Origin of the sequence: Fictibacillus sp. NRS-1165 (assembly GCF_050468105.1) — a bacterium.
Lineage (GTDB): Bacteria > Bacillota > Bacilli > Bacillales > Fictibacillaceae > Fictibacillus_C > Fictibacillus_C terrinigri.
On record NZ_JBDPNU010000061.1, the window covers coordinates 1 to 24,071 of the forward strand.

Annotated in this window: 27 protein-coding genes and 1 pseudogene; 11 read left to right on the top strand and 17 right to left on the bottom strand. The window is 43.9% G+C overall.

Annotation, left to right across the window (positions count from 1 at the left end):
- Positions 1 to 34 precede the first annotated feature (34 nt).
- On the bottom strand, positions 35 to 313 hold the full coding sequence (locus ABHN01_RS22155; RefSeq protein ID WP_290401727.1) for an HU family DNA-binding protein: 279 nt from the start codon (positions 311 to 313) through the stop codon (positions 35 to 37).
- A gap of 153 nt (positions 314 to 466) precedes the next feature.
- On the bottom strand, positions 467 to 1,237 hold the full coding sequence (locus ABHN01_RS22160; protein WP_429877330.1) for an SDR family NAD(P)-dependent oxidoreductase: 771 nt from the start codon (positions 1,235 to 1,237) through the stop codon (positions 467 to 469).
- Positions 1,238 to 1,404: 167 nt separating this feature from the next.
- On the opposite strand from ABHN01_RS22160, the gene sigY reads away from it, so the two are divergent.
- From sigY to ABHN01_RS22180, 4 genes and pseudogenes are all read left to right on the top strand, one after another.
- The gene (gene sigY, locus ABHN01_RS22165) at positions 1,405 to 1,950 is read left to right on the top strand and encodes an RNA polymerase sigma factor SigY (RefSeq protein ID WP_429877331.1); all 546 of its coding nucleotides are present in this window, start codon (positions 1,405 to 1,407) and stop codon (positions 1,948 to 1,950) included.
- Positions 1,922 to 2,248, top strand: a complete 327-nt coding sequence (locus ABHN01_RS22170; RefSeq protein ID WP_429877332.1) for a YxlC family protein — start codon at positions 1,922 to 1,924, stop codon at positions 2,246 to 2,248. The genes sigY and ABHN01_RS22170 overlap by 29 nt, the downstream gene beginning before the upstream one ends.
- Positions 2,238 to 2,447: a sigmaY antisigma factor component gene (locus tag ABHN01_RS22175; protein WP_290401731.1), complete on the top strand. Its 210-nt coding sequence runs from the start codon at positions 2,238 to 2,240 to the stop codon at positions 2,445 to 2,447. Before ABHN01_RS22170 ends, ABHN01_RS22175 begins: the two co-directional genes overlap by 11 nt.
- A 26-nt stretch (positions 2,448 to 2,473) precedes the next feature.
- Positions 2,474 to 2,895 (top strand): annotated as a pseudogene (locus ABHN01_RS22180) (group I truncated hemoglobin).
- A 16-nt stretch (positions 2,896 to 2,911) separates the two neighbouring features.
- Here ABHN01_RS22180 and ABHN01_RS22185 read toward each other — a convergent pair.
- Complete coding sequence (locus ABHN01_RS22185) at positions 2,912 to 5,689, bottom strand: DEAD/DEAH box helicase (RefSeq protein WP_429877333.1); 2,778 nt, start codon at positions 5,687 to 5,689, stop codon at positions 2,912 to 2,914.
- Positions 5,682 to 7,349 carry an SWIM zinc finger family protein gene (locus ABHN01_RS22190; RefSeq protein WP_429877334.1) on the bottom strand — a complete coding sequence of 556 codons (1,668 nt, stop codon included), beginning with the start codon at positions 7,347 to 7,349 and terminating at the stop codon, positions 5,682 to 5,684. Before ABHN01_RS22190 ends, ABHN01_RS22185 begins: the two co-directional genes overlap by 8 nt.
- Positions 7,350 to 7,658: 309 nt before the next feature.
- Between ABHN01_RS22190 and ABHN01_RS22195 the strand changes: the two genes are divergently transcribed.
- Positions 7,659 to 7,811 carry an aspartyl-phosphate phosphatase Spo0E family protein gene (locus ABHN01_RS22195; RefSeq protein WP_290401735.1) on the top strand — a complete coding sequence of 51 codons (153 nt, stop codon included), beginning with the start codon at positions 7,659 to 7,661 and terminating at the stop codon, positions 7,809 to 7,811.
- A gap of 80 nt (positions 7,812 to 7,891) precedes the next feature.
- Here ABHN01_RS22195 and ABHN01_RS22200 read toward each other — a convergent pair whose 3' ends face one another.
- Positions 7,892 to 8,842 (bottom strand): aldo/keto reductase family protein, encoded by a 951-nt coding sequence (locus tag ABHN01_RS22200; protein ID WP_429877335.1) that lies wholly within the window; start codon positions 8,840 to 8,842, stop codon positions 7,892 to 7,894.
- Between the two features lie 292 nt (positions 8,843 to 9,134).
- On the opposite strand from ABHN01_RS22200, the gene ABHN01_RS22205 reads away from it, so the two are divergent.
- Complete coding sequence (locus ABHN01_RS22205; RefSeq protein WP_429877336.1) at positions 9,135 to 10,022, top strand: peptidoglycan-binding protein; 888 nt, start codon at positions 9,135 to 9,137, stop codon at positions 10,020 to 10,022.
- An 11-nt stretch (positions 10,023 to 10,033) separates the two neighbouring features.
- Here the strand turns inward: ABHN01_RS22205 and ABHN01_RS22210 are convergent, their stop codons facing one another.
- Entirely contained in the window at positions 10,034 to 10,255 is a 222-nt protein-coding gene (locus tag ABHN01_RS22210; protein WP_429877337.1) for a hypothetical protein, read from the bottom strand.
- A gap of 115 nt (positions 10,256 to 10,370) precedes the next feature.
- Between ABHN01_RS22210 and bacA the strand changes: the two genes are divergently transcribed.
- The 5 genes from bacA to ABHN01_RS22235 all read left to right on the top strand — a co-directional run bounded on the left by bacA (position 10,371) and on the right by ABHN01_RS22235 (position 14,654).
- Complete coding sequence (bacA, locus tag ABHN01_RS22215) at positions 10,371 to 11,174, top strand: undecaprenyl-diphosphate phosphatase (protein ID WP_429877338.1); 804 nt, start codon at positions 10,371 to 10,373, stop codon at positions 11,172 to 11,174.
- Between the two features lie 138 nt (positions 11,175 to 11,312).
- Positions 11,313 to 12,233: an AAA family ATPase gene (locus tag ABHN01_RS22220; protein ID WP_429877351.1), complete on the top strand. Its 921-nt coding sequence runs from the start codon at positions 11,313 to 11,315 to the stop codon at positions 12,231 to 12,233.
- A complete protein-coding gene (locus tag ABHN01_RS22225; RefSeq protein ID WP_429877339.1) occupies positions 12,230 to 13,132 on the top strand; it encodes a DUF58 domain-containing protein in 903 nt (300 codons plus the stop codon). Before ABHN01_RS22220 ends, ABHN01_RS22225 begins: the two co-directional genes overlap by 4 nt.
- Positions 13,129 to 13,434, top strand: a complete 306-nt coding sequence (locus ABHN01_RS22230) for a hypothetical protein (RefSeq protein ID WP_429877340.1) — start codon at positions 13,129 to 13,131, stop codon at positions 13,432 to 13,434. Before ABHN01_RS22225 ends, ABHN01_RS22230 begins: the two co-directional genes overlap by 4 nt.
- Positions 13,428 to 14,654 carry a hypothetical protein gene (locus tag ABHN01_RS22235; protein WP_429877341.1) on the top strand — a complete coding sequence of 409 codons (1,227 nt, stop codon included), beginning with the start codon at positions 13,428 to 13,430 and terminating at the stop codon, positions 14,652 to 14,654. The genes ABHN01_RS22230 and ABHN01_RS22235 overlap by 7 nt, the downstream gene beginning before the upstream one ends.
- On the opposite strand, the gene ABHN01_RS22240 is transcribed toward ABHN01_RS22235, so the two are convergent.
- The 11 genes from ABHN01_RS22240 to ABHN01_RS22290 all read right to left on the bottom strand — a co-directional run bounded on the left by ABHN01_RS22240 (position 14,651) and on the right by ABHN01_RS22290 (position 23,880).
- Positions 14,651 to 15,229 (bottom strand): GNAT family N-acetyltransferase, encoded by a 579-nt coding sequence (locus ABHN01_RS22240; protein ID WP_429877342.1) that lies wholly within the window; start codon positions 15,227 to 15,229, stop codon positions 14,651 to 14,653. The two genes, ABHN01_RS22235 and ABHN01_RS22240, sit on opposite strands and share 4 nt — an antisense overlap.
- A gap of 6 nt (positions 15,230 to 15,235) precedes the next feature.
- The gene (locus ABHN01_RS22245; protein ID WP_429877343.1) at positions 15,236 to 15,652 is read right to left on the bottom strand and encodes a CBS domain-containing protein; all 417 of its coding nucleotides are present in this window, start codon (positions 15,650 to 15,652) and stop codon (positions 15,236 to 15,238) included.
- Between the two features lie 29 nt (positions 15,653 to 15,681).
- A complete protein-coding gene (locus ABHN01_RS22250) occupies positions 15,682 to 16,602 on the bottom strand; it encodes a DNA-3-methyladenine glycosylase family protein (RefSeq protein ID WP_429877344.1) in 921 nt (306 codons plus the stop codon).
- A gap of 153 nt (positions 16,603 to 16,755) precedes the next feature.
- The gene (gene ytzI / locus ABHN01_RS22255; RefSeq protein ID WP_429877345.1) at positions 16,756 to 16,923 is read right to left on the bottom strand and encodes a YtzI protein; all 168 of its coding nucleotides are present in this window, start codon (positions 16,921 to 16,923) and stop codon (positions 16,756 to 16,758) included.
- A 54-nt stretch (positions 16,924 to 16,977) separates the two neighbouring features.
- Positions 16,978 to 17,529 (bottom strand): DJ-1/PfpI family protein, encoded by a 552-nt coding sequence (locus ABHN01_RS22260; RefSeq protein ID WP_429877346.1) that lies wholly within the window; start codon positions 17,527 to 17,529, stop codon positions 16,978 to 16,980.
- A 209-nt stretch (positions 17,530 to 17,738) separates the two neighbouring features.
- Entirely contained in the window at positions 17,739 to 18,575 is an 837-nt protein-coding gene (locus ABHN01_RS22265; RefSeq protein ID WP_290401747.1) for a carbohydrate ABC transporter permease, read from the bottom strand.
- Positions 18,576 to 18,586: 11 nt separating this feature from the next.
- Complete coding sequence (locus tag ABHN01_RS22270) at positions 18,587 to 19,519, bottom strand: carbohydrate ABC transporter permease (RefSeq protein WP_429877347.1); 933 nt, start codon at positions 19,517 to 19,519, stop codon at positions 18,587 to 18,589.
- 63 nt (positions 19,520 to 19,582) lie between these two features.
- The gene (locus ABHN01_RS22275) at positions 19,583 to 20,866 is read right to left on the bottom strand and encodes an extracellular solute-binding protein (protein ID WP_429877348.1); all 1,284 of its coding nucleotides are present in this window, start codon (positions 20,864 to 20,866) and stop codon (positions 19,583 to 19,585) included.
- Positions 20,867 to 20,884: 18 nt separating this feature from the next.
- Positions 20,885 to 23,143 (bottom strand): glycoside hydrolase family 2 protein, encoded by a 2,259-nt coding sequence (locus ABHN01_RS22280; RefSeq protein ID WP_429877349.1) that lies wholly within the window; start codon positions 23,141 to 23,143, stop codon positions 20,885 to 20,887.
- Positions 23,144 to 23,362: 219 nt separating this feature from the next.
- A complete protein-coding gene (locus tag ABHN01_RS22285) occupies positions 23,363 to 23,575 on the bottom strand; it encodes a hypothetical protein (protein ID WP_290401751.1) in 213 nt (70 codons plus the stop codon).
- A gap of 107 nt (positions 23,576 to 23,682) precedes the next feature.
- Positions 23,683 to 23,880: a hypothetical protein gene (locus tag ABHN01_RS22290; RefSeq protein ID WP_429877350.1), complete on the bottom strand. Its 198-nt coding sequence runs from the start codon at positions 23,878 to 23,880 to the stop codon at positions 23,683 to 23,685.
- Between the last annotated feature and the right edge of the window lie 191 nt (positions 23,881 to 24,071).

Genomic DNA, 24,071 nt, shown 5'->3' on the forward strand with positions numbered 1-24,071 from the left:
ACTTTTGGGGTGCAGTATACATCGGGGGCTTTTTTTATACAGCTTTCACTGCTTCTTTAAGTGATTTCCCTGGTTTAAAGGCGGGTACACTGCTCGCAGCGATCATGATTTCTTCGCCTGTTAAGGGATTGCGTCCTTTGCGCGCGTTGCGGTTGCGAGTTTCAAAGGTTCCGAATCCGATCAATTGAACACTCTCACCTTGTCTTAAGGCATTTGTAATGGATTCAAGAACCGCTTCCACAGCAAGTGTAGATTCTTTTTTATTCATGCTTGTTGCAGATTTTACTGCTTCAACTAAGTCTTGCTTTCTCATGAGAAAAATCCTCCTAAATAGTAATTTAATGTATTGCATTTGCTACCATTATTAACGCTTTCTTTCTTTTTATACATCTGAATGATATTTTTTATACGTAAAAAGATCCCGGTATATAAGGCCGGGATCTCTCATTTCAGCGGTTAAGTTTCTTTAAAATCCATACACGGTCATCCCGCCGTCTACAAAAAGGGTTTGACCTGTACAATAGGAGCCGGCATCCGACGCAAGGAAAACGGCAGGCCCGACTAATTCGGACAGTTCTCCTACCCTGTTCAGCGGTGTGCGGGATAGAATGTCATTTAAATAGTTTTCATCAGCAAGAAGTTGAACGGTTAACCGAGTCCTAAAGTACCATGGACCGATTGAGTTCACATTGATTCCATAAGGGCCCCATTCGAGTGCAAGGTTTTTCGTCATCTGAATCAGCGCCGCTTTCGTTGAAGCATAGACAACTCCCGTTCTTAACGCTACGTGCCCTGCAACAGAGGAAATATTAATAATTCGTCCATATCCCTGAACTCTCATAAGTTTAGCGGCTTCCTGAGAGAAATAGAGTGCAACCCGAAGATTGGTATTCATGATTTTCTCCCATTCCTCTTCCGTAACATCCAGCGCTTTGCTTCTAATATTCATACCCGCATTATTAACTAAAATATGTACAGGAATTTGGCAGGAGACAAGAGAATCGTATAGTGAATGAATCTCTTCCTTAACCGTTACATCTACTGTGTAGGAATAGGCCTTCCTGCCCAATTGTTCAATTGAGCCGGCAACCTCATCCAGATCGGACTGCGTTCGGGAGACCAGCACGATATCCGCTCCAGCTTCAGCAAAGCCAATGGCCAGCGCCTTTCCGATACCACGCCCTGCTCCTGTAATCAACGCTGTTTTTCCTTTCAATGAAAAAGACGGTAAATACATGGTTCATCTTCCTCTCCGTTTATTCAAAGCAACAGAATATTTCCAACGTATCAAAATATCCTTATTTAATCCAATGAAATATTTCTTTTTGTCCGGTGAACAATTTACAATGTTTAAACGTCTTACTTTTGATTCACGAACCCGGTCGCAAGGAGGACAAATCAAAGATGGATGAACAAGATGTGGTCAAAAAGGCAAAAAAGGGCGACCAGCATTCTCTTTCACTCTTGCTGCAGCAAAATTATTCCTTTTTGTTTCACTATTTACTGAAAATAACGATGAACCGGTCAACAGCGGAGGATCTTGTTCAGGAGACCATGCTTAAGTGCATTCAAAAGATCGGGTTATACAAGGGAAAATCCAAATTTTCTTCATGGCTCATATCCATCGCTTCCAATCTGTACATCGACCAGATCAGACGAAAGAAAACCGAGCAGAAGTTTCAAGAGCATGAACACGATTCCCGAAGCCTTAAATGGAAAGCGGCCTTTATCGATGAAGAATGGAATGAAGCCCTTGATGCTTTGAGTCTTTTGAGAGAAGATACGAGAGTTCCATTAATCTTAAAACATTATTATGGCTATACGTACGAGGAAATTGGAAGTTTGCTGAACATTCCGGCAGGAACGGTGAAGTCCAGGATTCATACCGGATTAACCTTCATTAGAAAGGAGTTAAGTGAGAGTGAAGAAGAAACCCGAGTCCGTAACTAACCTTGAAAAGCAGCTCAAGGAAAGCCTCTCGCAAATAGAAAAATATGAAGAAGTCAGTGTGCCGGACCTTTCCTTTTTTGAAAGAATGGTAGCGGAGGAGACCAGCAGGAATAAAAGGCAGCTGGCAAAAGAGCTTGCCCTGTTTGGATTGATGGCTGCAGTTGTTCTGTTCGTTGTGGCTGCCATGCTTATTCAACTCCCTTCCGTTCTCATCCTCCTTCAGATACCCGTCCTGATTGGAGCCGTCCTGTATATTTATAGACAACATAGAAAAGAAGGTGAATGGAATGACACGTAACATAGAAGGCCAGCCGCTTTGGGCATTGATTCTCGTTGTCGTGATTCTTCTCTGCCAGAGCACCTGGCTGTTTCTGGATGGAAGGAAACGCGGCTGCCGCTATTGGTTCTGGTCTTTATGGGGATTGATCCAATGCCCGTTTCCTCTCCTCTTTTACCTCATATTTGCGAGAAAGGTGTTTAGAAGAGCTAAAACCTGACTTCCTGCGTTTATGTTTCTCTTCTTGTGGGGAAAAATAGAAAGAACATAAGGAGGAGATATCAATTGCAGGAATCGTTATATGAAAAGTTGGGAGGCAGAGACTCCATAGAAAAAGTTGTTGATCGTTTCTATGAAAAGGTTTTGGCCGATCCAATTGTAAATCACTTTTTTGAACATACCAATATGGACAAACAAAGGAAACATCAAACCAAATTTTTAAGCTATGCGTTGGAGGACCCAATCAGTATTCAGGAACGTCTATGGCAAAGGTACATGAAAACATGAATCTTCAGCCAGAGCATTTCAAAGCCATCGTCCATCACTTAAAGGAAGCACTGCAGGAATTCAGGTACCAAATGAAGATATTAATGCAGCTGTTAAACATGTCAACACTCTTCGGGATGACATTCTATACAAATAAAGAAAGAGGAGCTGCTCAATTCTGAGTCTGCTCCTCTTTCCTCATTCTTTTTCCACCCATTCCTTACGCAGTACAAAAAGCTCTCTCAATTCCTGGGTAGAAAGCTCAGTAATCCAGTTTTCACTCGTAATGACTTTTTCGCTCAGCTCTTTTTTGCTTTCAAGCATTTCATCAATGCGCTCTTCCAGTGTACCAAGCGTGATCATCTTATGAACGGTGACAAACCGTTTTTGCCCGATCCGGTGAGCCCGGTCTGTAGCCTGGTTTTCTACGGCAGGATTCCACCAACGGTCAAAATGAATCACATGGTTTGCTTCTGTAAGGTTAAGCCCCGTTCCCCCGGCTTTTAAGGACAGCACGAAAACACTATGCTTTCCATCCTGAAACTTTTGAATCATGTCATCGCGTTTTGCCTTTGGTACCCCTCCGTGCAGGAAGAGAACTTCTTCGTTCCAGCGGTTCGCGATATAGTCCTGGATCAAGTGTCCCATAAATAAGAACTGTGTAAAAATCAAACACCGTTCATCTTTTTCTTTTATGGCCTCCAAAAGCTCTACCAGCTTCGAGAATTTATTGGAGCGTTCCTCAAGTTTGTTCTTCTTTTCTTCCTTGAGATAAAGGACAGGATGATCGCAGACCTGCTTCAGCTTGCCAAGCAAAGCAAGGATCAGTCCTCTGCGCTTCATGCCGCTTTCTTGCTCCAGCTGCTGAAAGGTATCCTGAATCATCCGCTCGTATAGAGAAGCCTGTTCAGCCGTAAGATGAACATACTCTTTGATCTCCTGTTTATCCGGCAGATTCAGCTGAACGTGAGGATCTTGTTTCGTCCTCCTCAGCAGGAAAGGCTGAACAAGACTCTGCAGCTGCTTCAGTCTGCCGTTATCATGCTCCCTCTCAACAGGAATAACAAACCTTTTCCGGAAGGCAGCTTCACTGCCCAGATAACCTGGATTAAGGAAATCAAATATGGCCCATAATTCCAGGAGGCGGTTCTCTACCGGTGTTCCTGTCAGCGCAATCTTATGCCTCCCCGATAAACGCCTGATGCTCCTGGATTGCTTCGTAAAACTGTTCTTTATATTTTGGGCTTCATCCAGAATGATCGCATCCCACAAAACAGGCTGAAAATCTTCTTCATCAAGCTGGGCCGTCGTATAGGAAGTCAGGACCACATCTGCTCCCTGAATGGACTGGATAAAATTCTCCCCGCGAATCCGTGTGGATCCGTAATGCAGGAATACATTTAAATCCGGGGAAAAGTGCTGCAACTCCTTCTGCCAGTTGCCAATAACAGAAGTTGGACAGATTAAAAGTGCAGGAAGCTGTGCCTCTTTGTCCTCTTTTCTCGTTTGAAGAAGGTAATCAATCGTCTGAATGGTTTTACCCAGTCCCATGTCATCCGCCAGACACCCTCCAAGACCGAACTTTCGTAAAAATTGAAGCCAGGAGCTGCCTGTTTTTTGATAGTCCCTTAATGTGCCACGAAAGGCTGGTGAGGTCGGCTGGATCGGAATCTCTTTTACTTCAGACAGCTGTTCGACCATTCTGGCAAGGTCCGTGTTCAGTTCGATATTGACATAGCGGAGAACAGAACTCTCCTCTTCACCGCCCTCTTTCGCCGGCTGCATGAGATGCTGTTCCAGGATATCCTTCAGCTGGAGACCTTTGCGGTTCACATTCTTCATAACCTGTCTGACTTCACGAATGAAAGCAGGGTCCAGCTTGAACCATTTGCCCTTTATTTTTACCAGACGCCTGCGGCTGTCAACGAGCTTCAAAAATTCTTCTTCGCTCAATTCGATATCACCAGTGGAAACTTTCCAGTCAAACTGGACGATGGAATCCAATCCTAAAAAGGACGGAGCATATCCGCTGGTTGAACTTTTTACTTTTGCCTTCAGGTCCGGCTGCAGATCCTTCAATGCTTCCCACCAAGATGGGAGAAGGATCTTAAATCCCCCTTCCGCCAGCCACTGCCCACTGTCGTTTAAAAAATCCCATGCTTCATTTTCTGTAAGCTGCTTTTTAAAAGAACCATCCTTTTTTTGAAGAGAAGGTACGAGTGTTCCAGCAAAGGCAAGATCTTCTTCTATCCGATGCATAAAGGGCTGCCATTCTTCCGGAAGATCTTTCAAGTTCCCTGACCATTCATAATGGATGCCGTTGTCCTTATCCTCAAGCAGTACATCCAGGTTCCAATACCGGCCGTCGTCCTCTGGTTCCTGCAGTTCAAGAAGGACATCAAATGGTTTTTCATCCTTTTTCCAGCCCAGTTTGACCAGCCATGATCCCTCAGACAAATTTTCATACAGGGTGTTCTTTTCGAGAAGGTGCTCGAACGGAAAACGGTCAAAAAAGGCAGGATCCGCATCCAGCCTCTCAGGTTCCTCGAGGACGAGCTCGTCTACCGCGTTGTTTAGCCAATCAGGCAGTTGATTCCCGCTGTCATCAAACTCCCATTTCCATTCGCCTTTTTTCCAACATTCAAAACTGGGTTTTACTTGGCGGTCCTGCAGCGAGGCCTCCAGTTTTTGCGCGTCGGCTATCATATTCAGCGCTACTTCGCCCCAATTGTTCTGTTTTAGAAAAAAGTGCGGATATTCTGTGAACAGGCGAAACGCATCAGCTGCGGATACATAGACGAACTGATCGTCATCCCGTTCAATGAACGTTCCATAATAGGATCTTTTATGCCAGGCAAACAGCATGGGCATCCAGTCATCAACATGGAGCTTTTGCCCTTTCTGTTCACCCCAGAACACCATTCTGCTGTCGTTCAGCCATTTGGCATGAAGTACAATGGCGGTCACATCAATCATGTATGAATTTTCCTTTCCTTAGCTCTTCCTGAAAAGCGCGAAGTCTGGCGTACTGGGTTGCCAGCTTTTCAATATAATCATCAAACTGCACGGTTCTGTCGAGCTTTTTATAGATGGACTGGAGCTTTTTCAGGAAACGGATGGCTAACTTATACGATTTGCGGTTTTTCTCCCTGATGAGACGGTCAATGGATTGATGGTAAAGCGGCAAAAGGACTTCCATATCCAGCTGCTCCACTTCCTTTAAGTCCGTGCCATTGATCAGGGAAGGCGAATACCCCATTAAAATCTGAAGCTCAACCCACCGCCTAAAATCCTGCTGAACGTGCAAAAACTCATTATATTCATAAAAGGTCACCGGCAGACAGTCAACGAGCATCTGTTCATACTCCTTTTCCTCCCCCGTGTATTGGGCGTACTTCCAGAAATATTCAATGTATTGATGAAACTGTTCACGGACAGAAGCATCCTGGTAGTAATCCCGCGTCTTCTTGTAAAATTCCTTCTTTAGAGCGAGCAGCCATTTCAATAAAGACTCCCACTTGCCCCAATGAAAAAGCAGCTCAAGCCAGATTAAAGCATGGCGGGAAGAAAACTGCTCGGTCTTTTCCATCCGCTCAAATGCTTCCGTAAGATCGTCTCTGAGAAAGGCAAAATGTACGAGGGCCATATCCAGAAACTGAGCGCGTGAACCTTTTTCTTTTTCCTTTACCAGCTGTTTTTCATAAGCTGCTACCCATTGATCAACATGGTAAATCGTCGCCCAGCCTACCTGAAATACCCGGAAAATAATATCAAAATAACGGGCGGGCAGCGTAAAAATGTTCTGGAATTCTCGTAAACTTTCTTCGATTAAATCGCGATGCTCAGATTTAAGCTTTTCAGCATCGATGTCCATGGCTGATTTAAACATCCCGTCTACCAGCTGGCTGAGATTCAGCTTAAAATGTGAAGCTAAGTATTCAGGAACACCATATTGCTTTTCATACTGCGCAAGCCTCAGGAAAGTTTCAAGCTGTGCATGAAACCGATACAGTTTTCCAACATCATCATCCAAAAAACTGGCAGCATTCAATAGACCCGGATAGAACTCCCTATGGATGTGAGTAAAGGTGTAGCCCTCTCCCCTTTCCAGTTCTTTAAAGGTCAAGTTCTGCATCTTATTTTTTTCGAAATCTTCAAAGCGCTGATCAAACGCTTTTTTCCATTCATTAACCGACAATACGTTTTGAATGACCCGTTTTTTCGTACCTGTTTCAGTTTTCCTATCGTTGCTTTCCGGATGAATGGCAGGAGGAACCATCGTTTCCTGCTGCTCTGTCTTTTGTTTTCCTCTCTTGCTCTTCCAATCCAGGATAAGCTGGTAAGGCGGTCCAAAAGACGCATACAGCTGGAAGAACACTGCGAGCTTATGGATACACGGTACGCTGCTGGTGCATGAACAGCTGCTCTCCGAAAAATGTTCAAGGTCAAGGCTTACCGCGTATTCCCCTTCTTCAGAAACACTTCCCGTTACCGTCTTGTTTTCCACATTAATATTGTATACAGCGCCTTTTTGATAAAGCACATAGCTATCTTGTATCACTTCTCCGCTAAAATGAAACAGCACGTCTTTTCCAAGTTCCAAAACCACGTCTTTAGGAATTTGCTTACTTAACATGTGAGCCTCCGTAATATAGTACCATCCATTATATCAAAATTACGTAGGTTCCATTCAATGTTGTGCATCATTCCTTCCCCAGCAAAAAAATAAAGGCCGGAATGCCCCGCTTTTTCAGATGACAATTTGCATTTTATCCAGGATTTGATCTTTTTCTTCAGCCGAACGGCAATCAATCAAGGATCCTATTTATTTTGTAATATTTTGACTATTTTTATCAAATCTCTTTTCGAAATTTAAGTTTTGCTTCATACTAGTTTTTGTGACAAAATCCCTCATGAAAGTCGTGAATGAAAGATGTTATTACAAATGATTGAAAAAAAGCGCGAAGTATTGCTTTGTCTTGGGAAAACCTACGGACTGACAGCAGAAGTCACCGTGAAATGCAGCCAGGAACTAGATCATTTGCTGAATCTGCTTTCCCGCATGAAGAACCGGCCTAATACATGGATTAAGCAATAAAACTGCGCTACCTGAAAACTACAAATCTGCTAAACGCAGAAAACGGCGGGAATGCCTCCCGCCGTTTTTGAATACTTGAATCAGTTTTGAAGTATGCTCTCTATGCTTTCAAGAGCGTCAGTTGAAAGTTTGATGCCCGAGGCCTTCGCCGTTTCCTCAAGTTGGCCTGGTGAACTGGCCCCTACAATCGCGCTTGAAACATTTTCCTGACTTAAAATCCAGGCCAGTGCCAGCTGAGCAACAGAAATACCGTTCTCTGAAGCTACTCTTTTCAGCCGCTCCACTTTTTGAAGCTTCTCATCTGTCAGATGGCCAGAGATGGCTTTTTTGCTGTTCTCGTCGGCTGCACGGCTTCCTTTAGGCGCTTCTTCTCCTATTTTATATTTACCTGTAAGCACCCCTTGTGCAAGCGGTGACCATACGACCTGGCCAATTCCATGTTTCTCGCTGACTGGGATCACTTCTTTTTCGATATATCGTTCAAACATATTGTATTGCGGCTGGCTTACGACAATCCGGTCGAGCAGTTTCTTGTCCGCGAGGTGAACCGCTTCAGAGATTTGTTCCGCTGTCCATTCACTCACTCCCGCATACAGCACTTTTCCATGACGTATAAGATCATCGATGGCTCGCAAAGTTTCTTCAAGCGGAGTTTCCTTATCATATCGGTGGCAATAGAAGATATCAACGTAATCCAGTCCTAGCCGCTGAAGGCTGGCATTGCACTGCTCGATGACATGCTTTCGGGAAAGTCCACGGTCGTTTGGCCCGTCTCCCATCGGCCAGAACGCCTTGGTCGCCAAAACATAGGAATCTCTTTGATAGTCTTTCAGCACTCCGCCTACAACCTTCTCAGCCTCACCCCTCATATAAACATTGGCAGTGTCGAAAAAGTTGATGCCGAGGTCAAACGCTTTATGTATGCTCGCCTCTGCATTCTCTTTTTCAACATAGCCAGCTGTAGTCAGCCAGCTTCCGAGTGAAATCTCACTAACCCTCAATCCTGTTTTTCCGAGACGCCGATATTCCATTATTAACTCCACCTTTCCTTCAAAAATGTGTACTTTACAAGTTTAACAGTTTTCAAAAAATTATAAAGAATTACAGCCCGTAAAAACGCTGAACCACTAGTGCGGCCCTGCTTCCATAGGTAAATAATTCAATCATTGGAGGGATATAGAACTATTTTGAAATAATTATGTAATGGTTTTGTTACCTTACTCTAACCTGCCTGTCACACTCACCCTGTACAATGGCAATTGGCTATGAAGGAAAACATATCCTTTTTAACTAAAACTTTTCGTACTTGAGGAGGTACTACATATGATTAAAAAAGTAATTGCAACAGGAGCGATCGCTGGAGTAATGATGAGTTCTCCACTAGTAGGGGAAGCCGCGTTAGGGGACCATACATTAAAACAAGGCATGTGGGATAAAGACGTACATAAATTGCAGCAAACACTCAAAGACAAAGGATATTTTCATTACACCGAAACAACAGGTTACTATGGAGATATCACAACGGCTTCCGTGAAGGATTTCCAAAAGAGAAACGGTTTGAAAGTGGATGGCATCGCTGGCAAACGAACAGCTGAAGCGCTTCTTCAATCTTCTCTAGGAAAATCAAATATACTTAAGCATGGCAATAAAGGCTATGCGGTATCCGGTTTGCAAAGTGAACTGAAGGATCAAGGATTCTATAGCTACACAGTGGATGGAATTTATGGACCGATTACTGTAAACGCAGTAAAAGCGTTCCAAAAAGCAAAAGGCATCACTGTCGATGGATTAACTGGACCTCAATCCATTAAAGCTCTATATGGCGAGAACGGTGTCCGCGTAAAAACAGAAGTTCAATCATCGGCTCCAGCACAAAAAACTTCTGCACCGGTAAAGCCTGCTCCTGCTAATCAGAAACAAGGAAAAACAGTATCTGTTGAAGCAACAGCTTACACGGCTAATTGTGATGGATGCAGCGGCATTACAGCGAACGGGACAAACCTAAAAACAAATCCAAACGTAAAAGTGATCGCTGTTGACCCGGATGTTATTCCATTGAATTCTCAAGTCTATGTTGAAGGCTATGGCTATGCAGTAGCTGCTGACAAAGGCGGAGCTATTCAAGGAAATCGAATCGATGTCTTCTATCCATCTAAACAAAAAGCTACCGAATGGGGACGCAAGAACGTCAAGGTTACCATTCTGGATTAATAATGTAATCATTAGATTTTGAAAAAGAGGCGGACATGTGCCGTCTCTTTTTTTGTTTGGTCTGCGAACGTTGTTAGTGTGTGTTCTTGTGCTGTGGGCAGGCGGAATTCGATAGGGTTTGGCTGGTAAACGACAAAAACTGGATCGCAACCGGCAAAAGTTCGCACGTAATCGACAGAAACCAGATGATAAATAGACAAGCGGTTAAATGAACAGCGGCCCAGTACTTTCATGCCAGGCTGCCGCTTCAGCACTTCTGTGTTGTCACAATATCTTTATATGTTTTTCGCAAAATATCTTTTATAATAAGTAAGTATTTGACTAATTAGTGAACAGGCTGGTGAACGTATGTTTCTTTGGATTGCGATTATAATGGGTATGGTGGAAGGGCTGACAGAATTTCTTCCCGTTTCCTCCACTGGACATTTAATTATTACAGGGCATTTCCTCGGGTTTACAGGGGACAAGGCCAAAACGTTTGAGATTGTAATTCAGCTTGGTTCCATCCTTGCTGTTGTGGTTCTTTATTGGAAAAGATTGTGGAGCCTCCTTGGTGTAGGCAAGGTTGAAACAGAAGACGGCCAGAAGGGCCATTTGAATCTGCTCCACATTTTTGCGGGTATGCTTCCAGCTGTCGTGATCGGGCTTGTCGCTCACGATGCGGTAAAAAAATATTTATTCTCTACGAGTACCGTTGTGTTCAGCTTGATTGTCGGCGGTCTGCTGATGATTTATGCTGAAAAAAAGAAGAAAAAAATTACGGCGGCAACACTTGACCAGATTACGTATAAGCAGGCGTTAATCATTGGGCTGTTTCAATGTCTTGCGCTCTGGCCAGGTTTCTCCCGATCCGGTGCTACCATTTCCGGCGGTGTATTGCTCGGCTTGAGTCATAGGACAGCTGCCGATTTCACCTTTATCCTTGCGGTTCCAATTATGATCGCTGCAAGCGGCCTGGATTTGTATAAAAGCTGGGATGTTCTTAGCGCAGCGGACCTTCCGTTCTTTGCTGCAGGATTCCTTACGGCCTTTATTGTCGCGGTCGTTGCCATTCTGTTCTTTATCCGTTTGATCGCAAAAGTAAAGCTTACTCCTTTTGCTTATTACCGTTTTATACTTGCCGCAGTTCTAGCGGCGATGATCTGGCTTTAATCTTCAATTTCAGAAAAAAGATGGCGTTTTTCGCCATCTTTTTTTGTTGGAGGTTTTTGGCTGGTTTTGTAGAATATAAAAGAAAATTGGTAAATAAAGGTGGGGTTGATATTGGACATCCTTCAACAAACAGAACGCATGAAACGGAATATATCGTCAGTATTAGTCGGAAAAGAAAAAATTGTCGACTTGATCATAATTGCACTTATTAATAGAGGACATATTCTTTTAGAAGACGTGCCAGGCACCGGAAAGACGGTGTTGGCTAAAAGTGTGGCCAGATCGATCAGCGGCGGATTCAAACGGATTCAGTTTACGGCGGATATCCTGCCCAGTGATATAACAGGCATTAAATTTTTCAACCCGAAAGAACAAGACTTCGAGCTGCGACTCGGACCTGTCATGACGAACATATTGCTGGCTGATGAGATCAACAGGGCAACACCAAGAGCACAATCGAGTCTGCTGGAAATTATGGAGGAGCGGCAGGTTACCATCGAAGGAGAAACGACACAGCTCCCCTCTCCATTTATTGTCATCGCTACCCAGAATCCGATCGAGTCTCAAGGAACATTCCCCCTCCCGGAAGCACAGCTTGACCGTTTTTTCCTACAAATTCAGACCGGATACCCTTCTTTTGAAGAAGAAAAGAGGATGCTCTCTCTTTATCGAAAGCAGGAACCCTTCGATCAGCTCGAAGCTGTCTTCTCGCTGGAGGATTTACATAGGATGCAGGACATGGTAAAGGAAGTGGAGTTGTCAGAGGATGTTGAGAACTACCTGCTGTCCATCATTCATGCGACAAGAGAATCCGGATTTGCTGAAGCTGGTGTTAGTCCGCGGGGAACACTTGCCTTTATGCGTGCATGCCAGGGCCACGCCCTGATTCAGGGACGGATGTACGTCACCCCAGATGATGTAAAGCTGATGGCGCCTTATGTTCTCTCCCACCGTCTGGTCCTGTCGCTTGAAGGGACACTGAGAAAAACAAAGCATCAGGTTATTCAAGAAATATTGAAATCGGTTAGGGTTCCTGTCGAATCAGGTGCTGGATCATGAGTGTCTGGAGGGAAGAGCTTGCCCTACCCAAGCTTCTTCAAGCTTCATTAAGTGCCGGCTTGGTTTTGGCTGTCATCAGTTTTTATAAAAAGTCTCCTCTTATACTGGCGCTCGCTTGTTTATTCGCAGCTGTTTACTATGTTAGCCGGATTTACTTTAAGTCTGCAGCAGATCATCTTGTTCTTCAGAACCCCCGAAGAACAATCCGGCTCTTTACAGGCGATACAGAAAGTCTGCACCTTATCCTTTCCTATGAAGGCAGCTGGCCGGAGATCCGTGGAACGAAGGCATTTACCGCTGACGACGCCGTTGAAGTAGAAAATGCTGTAATCACTCATGAAAAGAAAAACGTAAAACAAAAGGATTATGAATGGAGATTTGCTGTACCTAAAAAGTCACAGGTGGAGGAGGAGCTTAAGGTTACAGGAAAAAGGAGAGGCGCCGTGAAGCTGAACCGTATTGAACTCAACATACGTAATGCCGTTGGATACGGCGTCCTCCTCCTTGCCTTTGATCCAATCTACCGAACGGAAGTGATTGTTTTTCCAGCCCCTCTCCCAGTGGTGGGCATCCATCCTTTGCTTCGATCCAGGCAGGGTCTTCATCCTTATTCACGATCATTGTTTGAAGATGCCACTTCTCCTGCAGGTGCAAGAGCCTATGAAAGGAGTGATCCTTTCAACAGAATCCACTGGAAAGCTACAGCAGCTTCAGCTTCATTGAAAACAAAAATCGTCGAGAAAACGAGAGAATGCACATGGGCATTTATACTGAATGTTGGATCATCCTCCTACGGAACATCTTCTTTTCAGGGGGAAGCGCTGGAAAATCAGCTTAGTTATTTAGCTTTTATGTGCCAGCAAGCCTCTTTAGCGATATTCCCTACGAAATTTTCATGAATATCCGCGTTCCAGGTGCTGCTGGTTATCTTAAAGTAGACAAAGGAGAGGGGCGTGCTCATCTTTTGCGAGTACTTGAAACACTTGCCCGTATCAGTGTTTCAAGTGTAACCTTTCCCCTTGTTGAGCTGCTTGCAAAAACAGACGGTGAGATTTCAAGCACGGCTGCTGTCGTAATCTTGGCTGGCAGGCATGAAGTTGATGGCAGGCAAGAGAAATACTATCAAAAGTGGCAGAAACACGGCAGCCCGGTCTATCGGATTATTGATGATGAAGAAGGGGCTTATTTAGCAAAATGGTAAGCCAAGAGAGACATCTCATGAGGACCCACGGCCGGCTTCCCACGTTTTCTTTCAATTATTTGTTTGACGGTCTGCTTCTTTATTTAGTCGTAATCAGCCTGCTGCCTTTCAGTCTTGCCTTATCTTTAAAGCTTTGTGCCCTTTATATTTTTGGCTGTTTACCGTTTGTTCTGCTTTTTAACTTTTCAAAAGAAATGACCATGGGTAAAATCATCCTTCTTAGCCCTGTTGCTTTTGAAATAGGTTTTATTTTTGGGTTTAGCTTCATCCATTGCATCCTTTTAGCAGGGATCATAGGCTGGAGAGCATGGGTAAACTGGTCTGAGCCGATTAAGCAAGACATGGAAGTGATCTGGCTTGGTGCTTTTGCCCTGGCCCTTTTCAGGTATATTTTCTTTCCGAACATTTCTGAAGCTTTGCTCCTTATACCTGCTTTACAGCTGGTCTGCCTTATCCTGCTTAAAAGCTATCACCGTCATTTGAATGAAGGAGTACCCGTGTTTCAGAACATGAAACAAGGAATATTTTCTTTATCTGTGCTTCTGTCTTCAACTGCGGCAGCATATCTTGTGTTCCCGCTCTTTTCGTTCTTATTTAAAAATCTGATGGAGGCATTGTTCTATGCTGTATTTTCCCTATTGAGCAAACCTCTATTCTTTCTTTACAGCCTTCTTCCCATCTCTGATGGCCGCAAAAAAAGGGCTGAAGCCTTTGCAGGAACGTTTATGGAAAGTGAAAAAACAACAAAGATGCCATCCCTAGCCCCATCAGATGATCAGTGGATCTTATGGTTACTCTTTGCGCTCCTTTTGGTGGCTGTTTTCATCTATTTTAGACGAAGGATTCTAGACACATTAGGGCAAACGATTTCAACACAACGCATTCAGCCGATCCTGCCTGGTGAACCATTGACAGAGCACAAAAAGGAACGCCGTTATTGGAAAACACCTTCTGATGAGGCAAGGAAAATTTATATCCAGTTTGAAAAACGAATGACAAAACTCGGTGGAAGCCGCGCCTATAACGAATCTGTTTCAGAGTGGCTCCAGCGTCTGGATCTGCCAGGCTCCACCATTCATTCGGTTGTATCCGCTTATAATAAAGCAAGGTATGGGGGACTGACTCTTCCGTCCGAAGAACTTGCGTCATTAAAAAGCGGAACACAAAGCCTTATCCGTGAATTTAAAGAACGTCAGAAAGAAGAAAAACGCATGGATTAAACCCATGCGTTTTTTTTATGTTGAGCAAAGTCTTTCTTGATCAAGCTGTGCATCACTAGATCTTGAAATTCTCCATCCACACATTGATAGTCTCGCAGACATCCTTCTTCTTTAAATCCAAACTTGGAAACAAGACTGGCAGATCCATGGTTTTCCGGATGGATCAGCGCTCCGATCCTGTTAAGTTCCATTTGCTGAAACGCGAAAGGGAGTATGGCGGAAAGCACTTCTTTCATGACCCCTTTCCGCCACTCGCTTTTACGAATTTCATAACCAATCTCTGAACGGAACTTCTTTTTTGCCCAATTGTGGTAGCCGCACGTCCCGATTATCCGGTTTCCTTCCTTTTCCGCGATTCCCCAGCGGATAGTGAGCTGACCCTCATAGCCTTTGTGAAAGTCGCTGATCAGAGATTGCGTTTGTTCAATCGAAGTAAACGGGGCGGTACCCCAAAATTTGACGACGTCAGGATCTGAATAGGCTTCATGGAGATCCACTGCATCCTCCAGTTCAATGTTCCTTAGAATAAAGCGCTCAGTCTCCATCTCTGGAAACAAAGAGAAGATTTCATCCATTCTTTTTTAGGTCCCCTTTATGGCAAACAGCTGATTGGAGCAATACTCAATAATGTCGCTCCTGCGGACGATTCCGATAAATACACCTTGATCATCCACAACAGGAACAAAATTTTGCGTAGCGATTAAAGATAACAGATCTTCCATTTCAGCGTTTATATTGACAGATTTGATGATGCGTTCCTTTTGAATGCCCGCGATGGAAAAACGATGACTAGTTTCAAAAGTCAGTCCTGGCGTGTTTTTAATCGTCCAAAGCAAATCTCCTTCTGTCAGCGTTTCAGAATACATTCCTTTTTCATCCAGCACAGGAACGGCCGTATATCGATGATGCTCCAGTTTTTCAAGTGCCTGCCTGATCGTTGATGTGGACTTTAAAAACGCCACATCTTCTTTCGGCAAAAGAAAAAAAGCGATGTTCACAGTACCTTCCTCCTCGTCCCATTCTCATTCTATCCATCTTTTGCGATCGGTTCGACGGCTAAACTTTCCCAAAGGTAATACGTAATATAGGTGTTCCAAGGCGCCCAGTCCTCAGCTAGCTTTCTTACATCCTCTTCAGACGGCTGGTAATCCAGACCCCATGCTTTACGGACACCATTTCGCAGACCGATATCCGCAGCGGGAAGCACATTGGTCCTCCCCATAGCAAAAATAAGAAGACATTCAATCGTCCAGCGGCCGATTCCCCTGATCGGCAGCAGCGTATTCATTATTTCCTCATCCGTCATGGACCAAAGGGAATCGGTATCTAAAGCTCCGGAATTAATCAGCCTCGCAAAGTCGATGATGTACTCCGCTTTCCTTTGGCTGAATTGCAGCGCCCTCAGCTGTTCAACATCGAGGGAGGCTACTTTTTCCGGAGTTGGAAATACGGAGAACATTTCTCCTTCATGTTCAATGTGTTCACCGGCGAGATCAATCAAGCGGTCGATCAAGACACCCGCAAACGTTAGATTCACCTGCTGGCCAATGATAATTTTAACCATGGATTCAAAAAGGTCGGGATCGGTCACTAGGCGCAAACCGAAAAAGTCCGTGATGAGCGGCGCAATCTGTCTATGGTCTGAAAATTGGCGGTAGAATTGTTTAATATCAATCTCTGTGGAAAACATGCGCTTTACAATAACAGCCAGCTCTTCTTGCTCCTTTTTGGAAAACCCCTCGGAGTGTTCCATCATAAGCTCAGGACTGTCGACGCTGCCGGCTGCTTTTACCTGAATCAGTATGCGTTTATTTCTAAGGTGGATCATTCTCTTATAGATTTGATTATCCATGTCCACGTGAACGATATTATTTTTTCCTGCACTGCTCACCCTCCGAAGCATCTTAGAGAAATCAAAGGGTGATGCAGGCCTAATTACTTTTAACATATTTTCTCCTTTTTACTTCATAGTTTGTAAAAAAACACATAACGATGTATGCACTCCCATCCTCTTTATTATCCCCCCTCACCTTCAAACTTTCCAGTCTAATTTTAGGGAGGCCTATCTGAAAAATAAAAAAGCCGGCATGGGCTGCCGGCTTTATGCGTCGCGCGATTTTTCCTCTTTTTCTTTCAGGTGCGGATTTTCCTCCAGGCTGTCCACCGTATGTTTATAGGAATATCCCTTCGATATCGCAACAACAAAAATAACGAGGATGAACAAAATGATAATGACAGAAATAACAATAGAAATAAGAAGAGTGGACACGATGTACAACTCCTTTATTTATTATTCCTTATTTTAACATAGTCAAGCAGCCTGCTACACTCTGCCTTTATACAGATTGTAATCATCTAAACTGTTAAAACAGCCCAGTCTGTCACCGATGACCAATCCAAAATCAATATATGCATTGTTTTTGGCGGTTATTATATTTTTATCTTCAACGACCGGCCGGTTCACAGCTCTTCCTTTCAGCCAATCCTTGGCTCGTCTGTGCTCCTCCTCAAGGACAGACGAAGTAAAATTTTTGTTAACCAGTACTCCTGCTTTGCCAGCAAGCAGCACACCCGTGCCGATTGCTGCTATCCGTACACCGTCTCGGTCAAAAGCTTTTATGAGTCTGATCAGCCGGGGATCGGACTGGCTTCCGGCTTGCCGGCCTCCCGGGATCAGCAGCATATCATATTCCAGCGGATTAATATTTTTCAGTTTAATAGACGGCTGCATCGTAAGGCCGCATTCACTAGTGACTGCCCCATGCGGCAATGTGAAGGTTAACACTTCATAAAAGCGGCTGACAATAGACAGCGCCACCATAATCTCAACTTCTCGAAACTGGGGATAGAGATAGACAAGTACTCTCTTTTTCACGTCCTCACCCATTCTTCCTGGTACTATTTACATACCATACTTTGTCGAACCTAGTATAAATTAAATTGTATCAGTACAAAAGGAGGATGTGTATTGGGAAAATCAGTGATTAACCTATGAAAATATCGAAGTGTCGCCCTATACATTTTCCCAATTCGCACATAAAAAAAAGCAAAGCCCTGAATAAGCTTTGCTCAGAGTGTACACGATTAGTTCTTCATACCTGCGGATGCAATTCCCTGAACATAGTATTTTTGAAAGAAGACGAAAATAATCAGAAGCGGGACGGTGGCCATCGTGAGGGCAGCCATGACATGTCCATACTTCACTGGGGGCTGATGGAAAAAGAACTGCATCCCGACTTGAAGCGGCCTTACACTCTCATCTGTTGTCGCGATGAGCGGCCACATAAAGTCTCCCCAATGGGTGATAAACGTCAGGAGAGCTACTGTAATGAAAACAGGCTTTGACAGCGGAATAACGATCTGGAAAAAGATACGAAGCGTCGAAGCCCCATCCATGCGGGCAGACTCTTCTAATTCTTTCGGCAAGTTCAAAAAGAACTGCCTAAACATGAAAATATTAAACGCGTTTGCAATAAAGGGAACGATCAGAGCCTGGTAGGTATTGAGCCAATCAAACTCATCAATGATTAAATACAAAGGAAGCAGGATACTCTCAAACGGGATAATGATTAAAGCAACTACAGCTGCAAACAAGAAATCCCTTCCTTTAAACTGCATTCGCGCAAAAGCGTAGGCGGCCAGTGAGTTTACGAACAAACCGAGGATGACAATGACGGACACGTATAACGTACTCGTAAGCAGATACCTGATGAACGGGATCCGTTCAAAAACCCCGGTATAGTTATCCAAAGAAAAGGTATAAGGAACAAAGGCTTTAAAGGATTTCAAGTCGGCAAAAATCTGGGGCTCTGTCTTAAAAGAAGAGACGATCATCCAGACGAGCGGAAATAAAAAAAGAAGAGCAAGCAAAGTAAGGGCGGTATACAAGCCTATTAATTTAAGCAACCTGTTCTTTTTCATCAACTCTCCTCCTATTCTGTAGATTCTTTAATAAACTTTCGCTGCAGAATGGAAATCACCAGCACAATCACAAAGAAAAGAATGGCGATCGCTGATGAATAGCCGACATCCCTGAACTTAAAGCCGGTTTCATATACCATATAGACGAGTGTTTTTGTAGAATCCAGAGGCCCTCCCTGCGTCATTACGAACGGCTGGATAAAGAGCTTGGTAGCTGCTATCATCGTTACGATCGCAATAAAGACAAGAATATTGCGAATACCAGGAATCGTAATATGAATGAGCTTCTGCCAAGCGCTTGCTCCATCAATGGATGCGGCCTCGTAGAGATGGTCCGGAATCTCCTGAAGTCCGGCAAGGAAGATCATCATCTGATAGCCGGCACCCTGCCAGATACTCATAAAAATGATAGAGTACATCGCCTGGTCTTTATCTGTAAGAAACTGAAAAGGGCCGAGTCCCACGATATTCAAGATTGAATTGGCCAACCCGTTGTCAGGATTATAGATGAATGTCCAGAGAATGGATACAATGACCATGGACGTGACGACAGGTGCAAAAAAGGCCATCCTGAAAAATTTAATGCCTCGCACTTTTTGATTCACGAGCAAGGCCAGTGCCAAAGCGACAAGGGTTTGTACTGGGACCACGATGATGACAAAAAGAGCGGTATTGCCTAACGATTTCAAAAAGATATCGTCCTCTGCCAGACGTTTGTAGTTCTCCACTCCTACAAATTTCATTTTTTCAGGAGTCAGCAGATAATAGTTAGTGAAACTATAATACAGAGCTAAAATGGCCGGCAGTATGAGGAAGACAAATAAAAGAATCATCGCCGGACTGACGAATCCATAGCTGGCTAACAAATTTTTTCGCTTTTTTTGCTTCGGGCTTACCGTAGGCAATGGGCGGCTTACATTTGTTTTTTGAGTAACGGGTTCCATCCGATTTCTCCTTCCTGAAGAGAGTACGGGAAAAGGAGTGAAGCAATCACTCCTTTTTCCCTCTTACTTTTTGAATCGTTCGAGTTCCCTGTCTGTATCCTTCGCCGCTTTATCAAGTTCCTTTTTTACATCCTGCCCTAAGGTAGCCGCTTGAAAGGCCTCAGCAAATTTAGCGGTTAAGACAGGATAGGCCGGCGTCGCCGGACGTGCCTTGGCTGTATTCAACACCTGGTCTTTAATCACCTTTTTAGGAAGTTTATCGTATTCCGGCAATTCCTTGAATGCAGATTCCCTGGCCGGCGGCATTCCTGTAATTTTGGATATTTCTACAACAGAATCTTTATTGCTCATCCACTTTACCACTTTAGCTGCCTCTTTTGGCTGTTTGGACTGGCTTGAGACTCCGAATGCCCATGATCCTGAAGGTGACATCTTTTTCTTGCTGTATGGTAGATAGGTCATTCCCCACTCCAGATTCTTGTACTCCTCAAACCCAGGAATCAGCCATACTCCGCCAAGCATCATGGCCGCCTTTCCCTCTTCAAAATCTGTTGGACCGTTGGAAACGCTCACAACTTTGGACTTGAACAGGTCTTTCACGTAGTTCATTGCCTCTACTGATTTGGGGCCGTTGACATAACCGTCAGCTTTTGTGTTATCTTCGTTGAGCAACAGTCCGCCGTTCGACCATACAAATACTGAGCCCATATAGGTCAGCCACTCCCCGACGCCGAGGTCCATATGCATCGTTAGGCCGTGGACGTTGTTTTTTGTCAGCTTTTTCGAGGCGTCCATGAACTGGTCCCATGTCCATGCTTTATCCAACGATTCAGGAGCCTGGATCCCGGCTTCCTTCAGCAATTTTTTGTTATAGAAGACCACGACGGATGATTCCATGGCTCCAAGAGCGAAAAGTTTGCCGTCATATGTACCTTGCTGGATGATGGATTTGGCAAAATCCTGCTTGTCCTTTTTCTCTACGTAATCATCTATGGGAGCAAGAATTCCGGTGGCCGCATAGTTTCCGACAAACGGCCCGTCCATATCGAGCACATCCGGCAGACCGTTTGAAGTGGCGGCTGCGTTGATCTTGTCTTCATAAGCATGGCCCGCACCACTCGGAATGATGTCCAGCTTAACATGAATCTTTCCTTTGTATTCCTTGTTAAATTCTTCAATGCGTTTTTTATAAAAGTCAACTTCTTTTGGCTGTCCCTGATGTGCCCACATTTTAAGCTGTACTTCCCCGTTCTTCTCTGTTCCTGATGCTCCTTGGTTGTCATTGGAACAGCCCGACATGGATAAAGCAAATACAAGGCAAAAAAGCAGCAATAATCCCTTTTTCATCGGTTTTGCCTCCTCATTTTATAATCGAATGGGTGATTTAAACGGATTTTGAACTTCATCCTCTGCTGGAAGTGAACGGATGATTTTATCATTTTCCATGATAACCGCACCGTTCGAATCCTTCAATTGTCCGGTTATTTTTACGATTTCGCCGGTTGTAACTGGAATGGTTAAAGATTCAAATGATTGGACGGAATCTTTTTCAATCTTTGGAACAGACAAACAGTGCTGATCGACCAGGGTGCCATCCTCCAGGAACACTTTGTACGTAATTTGGCAGTTTTCAATCACGGTGTTGTAATCATTCACAATCCAAGGAGTGACGGTAGCTGTCCTGCCCAGCTCTCCCTCTGAAATATCTCCGTTAAAAGAAAGATGCAGCGGTTCAAAAGCTTTGGCCATGGCAAAATAGGCTTTCTTTGGCTGTCGGTAATAATCAATAATGGACCAATCGATGGACGGTCCTGTATTAACAAAATGAAACTGGAGAAGGCCGCCTACCTGATTGTACTTCTTTCGCCTTAATGCCTCTGTATGCTCCTTGTAGAATTGAACCTGATAATCCTGTGTAATGTCGATGAGCTCCTGAAGGGACTGCGTCATCACCGAACCCATCATCGTCTGATAAATATTGGTCTGAAAGCCCCACGTACGGTAGATCTCCCAATTGACCGGCCACAAAGATTCCTGGTTCATAAATTTCTTCAGAGAATCTTCATTTGGAATAGACTGGGTTCCATACTCTGTTACAAACATTGGATTATAGAACTCAGCATCTTCAATTTTTCCCCAGTACCAGCCGACCCAGTGCACACTTAAATGCGTACCGATATAGTCAGTGAAATCATCGAGCGTCTCAAAATAATGAGGGAGCTCTTCATCGGATACAAGAACTGAGTTTTTAATAACCGGGCGGAGACTGTCCAGCTCCTTTACAACACGAAGTAGCATGTTGTCCAGTTTGTTGTAGTCATGGTAGCGGGACTCACTGTGGCAGGACCATAAAATAATGGCTGGATGGTTATACAGCATTCTAACGAAGCGCCTCGAAACATCTTCAGCCCGTTTTATAAAAAGACCGGTAGATTCATAGCCCCATTGAAACGGCAGATCCTGAAAAACCATGATTCCCTTTTCATTGCACAGCTGATAAAACTCCTCCTGTTCGGCATGAGCAAAAAGCCTGGTGGTATTCATGTTGGCGTCCAGCATCATCTGCACATCCAGCTGGTAGGATTCCTTTGTCATGAGGGAGAGGAATTGATCGGATAAATAGTTGTTTCCTTTAATAAACACCCTTGTCCCATTGAGGAAAAAGATCCATTTTTCGTCCATTTTAATTTCTCTTATTCCAAAAATTTGAATCTTATTATCTACCAATACCCCATTTACCCATACTTCAATCACGGCTTTATACAGGTGAGGAAATCCGAGCTCCCATGTCCACCATAATTTAGGGTTGGACAGCTGATCGGTCATTGAATAGCTGCTTCTGCCAGGCCTCTGAAAATAGCTTTGGGGTTTCCATCTGTAAATTTTCCCTTTGAAATTATGGGGCAGGAAGGAAACTTCCACATCAATCCGAGCTTCCTTGCTATTGTTGTTTTGTATTTCAACATCCAGATAAATCGTTGCTTTCTTGTAATCATCTTTCAGATAAGGCGTCACCTGAATATGCTCAATATGTACCTTGCAGCGCTCTTCCAGATAAACGCCTTTCCAGATCCCGCCAGGATTAACAAGAGGGTTTGGATAATGGGCATTAACGGAAGAGGGGACTTCCGGACAGTCTGTGAGCCCTTCTTGTTTGACCGGCAAGCAGTCCCAATGGTAGAGGCCTCCCTTTGCAATTTTTTTCCGTTCTGGCCTTGTATCCAGCTCCGAGGTTACTTTTACAACCAATGTATTCTCCCCGCAATATTCCAGAAAATCAGAGACATTGAATTCAAACGCATCAAAATCGCCCTCGTGAGCGCCGAGATATACCCCGTTCAGCCAGATCTCGGAATAATAATCAACAGCCTCGAAGCACATGTAAAACATTTTATTTTTCTTTAGTGCCGGCGCCCGGAACGTAGTTTTATACCACATGACTCCCTGAAAGTCCTCAAATCCTGCTTTCTGCCAGTGTGCAGGAACATGAATGTCCTTCCATTCCAGTTCCTCCGCATGGTAGACAGGCTTGTTCCTGATGTTTCCTTCCAGACGATTTTCCTCATCCGGGACACATTTCCATATACCATTCAAGCTTAGTTTTTCTCTGCATGCTCTGCTCATGTTTATCACCCGACTTCGAATTAAATGATTGTGTTTAATTATCGCTTCAAGGGACAGAGAAAAGTTAACTTTCAACACTATTCTGAACATTTCCCATCCACGAATGAACATAAACACCTTTTATATAAAAAATGTACTCCCTCTATTAAAAAGTAATGCACATCTTCACATGAACGGGTAAACCTCGGGAAGATGTGCTGTTTCCATGGCATTCGTTTTTTATTTCATACCTTTTCCTTTTGTCAGATGGCAGGGGACACCGTGGCCTACTGCACCCGGTTTAGACATTTTTTCGATATACGCCAATCCTCTCGCACATTGTGTTTTACAGGACAGGCAGGTAGAACTGGTCACCATTTTTACAGTATGGGCATATTTGTTGACTGCCTGATCATATTTGGAGATCTTTTTTTTTGCCGGTTTCTTTGCCATAATATATCCTCCTCGCCTAACATTCCTCATATGATATGAAAGGCTGAAGAGGTGTGCCACAAGTGAAAAATAAAAAAACCGCCTATAAAAATAAGCGGTTTACATCCTTATTTGATCCCATAATGCAAAGCATTCTGGTCGGCCAGTGTTAAAATATAATCACTGTCCCTTCTATCATAAGAGTCTAAAAATTCCTGAAGCGGCATGTGATATTTGTCCCAGACAATATCCATCAGCCAATTGTGGTTCACCTCAAAGTATTCTCCGTCAAAACGGTTAATTTTGACAGTTTCACCATAATACATGCCTAACACTCCTTTCGACAGGAAGGTAAACTGCATTAAGGCCATACATGATATGATAAATTATACTATAATATTCAGAAAAATAAAACAATATGACAGAAAAAATATAGCTAAACAAAAAAACAGGCAGTCTAAATGAAGTGACCCCTAAAAGTTAGACACGGTTATTTGATTAGGCAGCTTGCAGGGTA

Coding starts and splice junctions, on each gene's coding strand:
- ABHN01_RS22155 (WP_290401727.1), bottom strand. CDS start 313: ATGAGAAAGCAAGACTTAGTTGAAGCAGTAAAATCTGCAACAAGCATG.
- ABHN01_RS22160 (WP_429877330.1), bottom strand. CDS start 1,237: ATGTATTTACCGTCTTTTTCATTGAAAGGAAAAACAGCGTTGATTACA.
- sigY (WP_429877331.1), top strand. CDS start 1,405: ATGGATGAACAAGATGTGGTCAAAAAGGCAAAAAAGGGCGACCAGCAT.
- ABHN01_RS22175 (WP_290401731.1), top strand. CDS start 2,238: ATGACACGTAACATAGAAGGCCAGCCGCTTTGGGCATTGATTCTCGTT.
- ABHN01_RS22185 (WP_429877333.1), bottom strand. CDS start 5,689: ATGATTGATGTGACCGCCATTGTACTTCATGCCAAATGGCTGAACGAC.
- ABHN01_RS22190 (WP_429877334.1), bottom strand. CDS start 7,349: ATGTTAAGTAAGCAAATTCCTAAAGACGTGGTTTTGGAACTTGGAAAA.
- ABHN01_RS22195 (WP_290401735.1), top strand. CDS start 7,659: ATGATTGAAAAAAAGCGCGAAGTATTGCTTTGTCTTGGGAAAACCTAC.
- ABHN01_RS22200 (WP_429877335.1), bottom strand. CDS start 8,842: ATGGAATATCGGCGTCTCGGAAAAACAGGATTGAGGGTTAGTGAGATT.
- ABHN01_RS22205 (WP_429877336.1), top strand. CDS start 9,135: ATGATTAAAAAAGTAATTGCAACAGGAGCGATCGCTGGAGTAATGATG.
- ABHN01_RS22210 (WP_429877337.1), bottom strand. CDS start 10,255: ATGAAAGTACTGGGCCGCTGTTCATTTAACCGCTTGTCTATTTATCAT.
- bacA (WP_429877338.1), top strand. CDS start 10,371: ATGTTTCTTTGGATTGCGATTATAATGGGTATGGTGGAAGGGCTGACA.
- ABHN01_RS22220 (WP_429877351.1), top strand. CDS start 11,313: ATGAAACGGAATATATCGTCAGTATTAGTCGGAAAAGAAAAAATTGTC.
- ABHN01_RS22225 (WP_429877339.1), top strand. CDS start 12,230: ATGAGTGTCTGGAGGGAAGAGCTTGCCCTACCCAAGCTTCTTCAAGCT.
- ABHN01_RS22230 (WP_429877340.1), top strand. CDS start 13,129: ATGAATATCCGCGTTCCAGGTGCTGCTGGTTATCTTAAAGTAGACAAA.
- ABHN01_RS22235 (WP_429877341.1), top strand. CDS start 13,428: ATGGTAAGCCAAGAGAGACATCTCATGAGGACCCACGGCCGGCTTCCC.
- ABHN01_RS22240 (WP_429877342.1), bottom strand. CDS start 15,229: ATGGATGAAATCTTCTCTTTGTTTCCAGAGATGGAGACTGAGCGCTTT.
- ABHN01_RS22250 (WP_429877344.1), bottom strand. CDS start 16,602: ATGTTAAAAGTAATTAGGCCTGCATCACCCTTTGATTTCTCTAAGATG.
- ABHN01_RS22265 (WP_290401747.1), bottom strand. CDS start 18,575: ATGAAAAAGAACAGGTTGCTTAAATTAATAGGCTTGTATACCGCCCTT.
- ABHN01_RS22270 (WP_429877347.1), bottom strand. CDS start 19,519: ATGGAACCCGTTACTCAAAAAACAAATGTAAGCCGCCCATTGCCTACG.
- ABHN01_RS22275 (WP_429877348.1), bottom strand. CDS start 20,866: ATGAAAAAGGGATTATTGCTGCTTTTTTGCCTTGTATTTGCTTTATCC.
- ABHN01_RS22280 (WP_429877349.1), bottom strand. CDS start 23,143: ATGAGCAGAGCATGCAGAGAAAAACTAAGCTTGAATGGTATATGGAAA.
- ABHN01_RS22285 (WP_290401751.1), bottom strand. CDS start 23,575: ATGGCAAAGAAACCGGCAAAAAAAAAGATCTCCAAATATGATCAGGCA.
- ABHN01_RS22290 (WP_429877350.1), bottom strand. CDS start 23,880: ATGTATTATGGTGAAACTGTCAAAATTAACCGTTTTGACGGAGAATAC.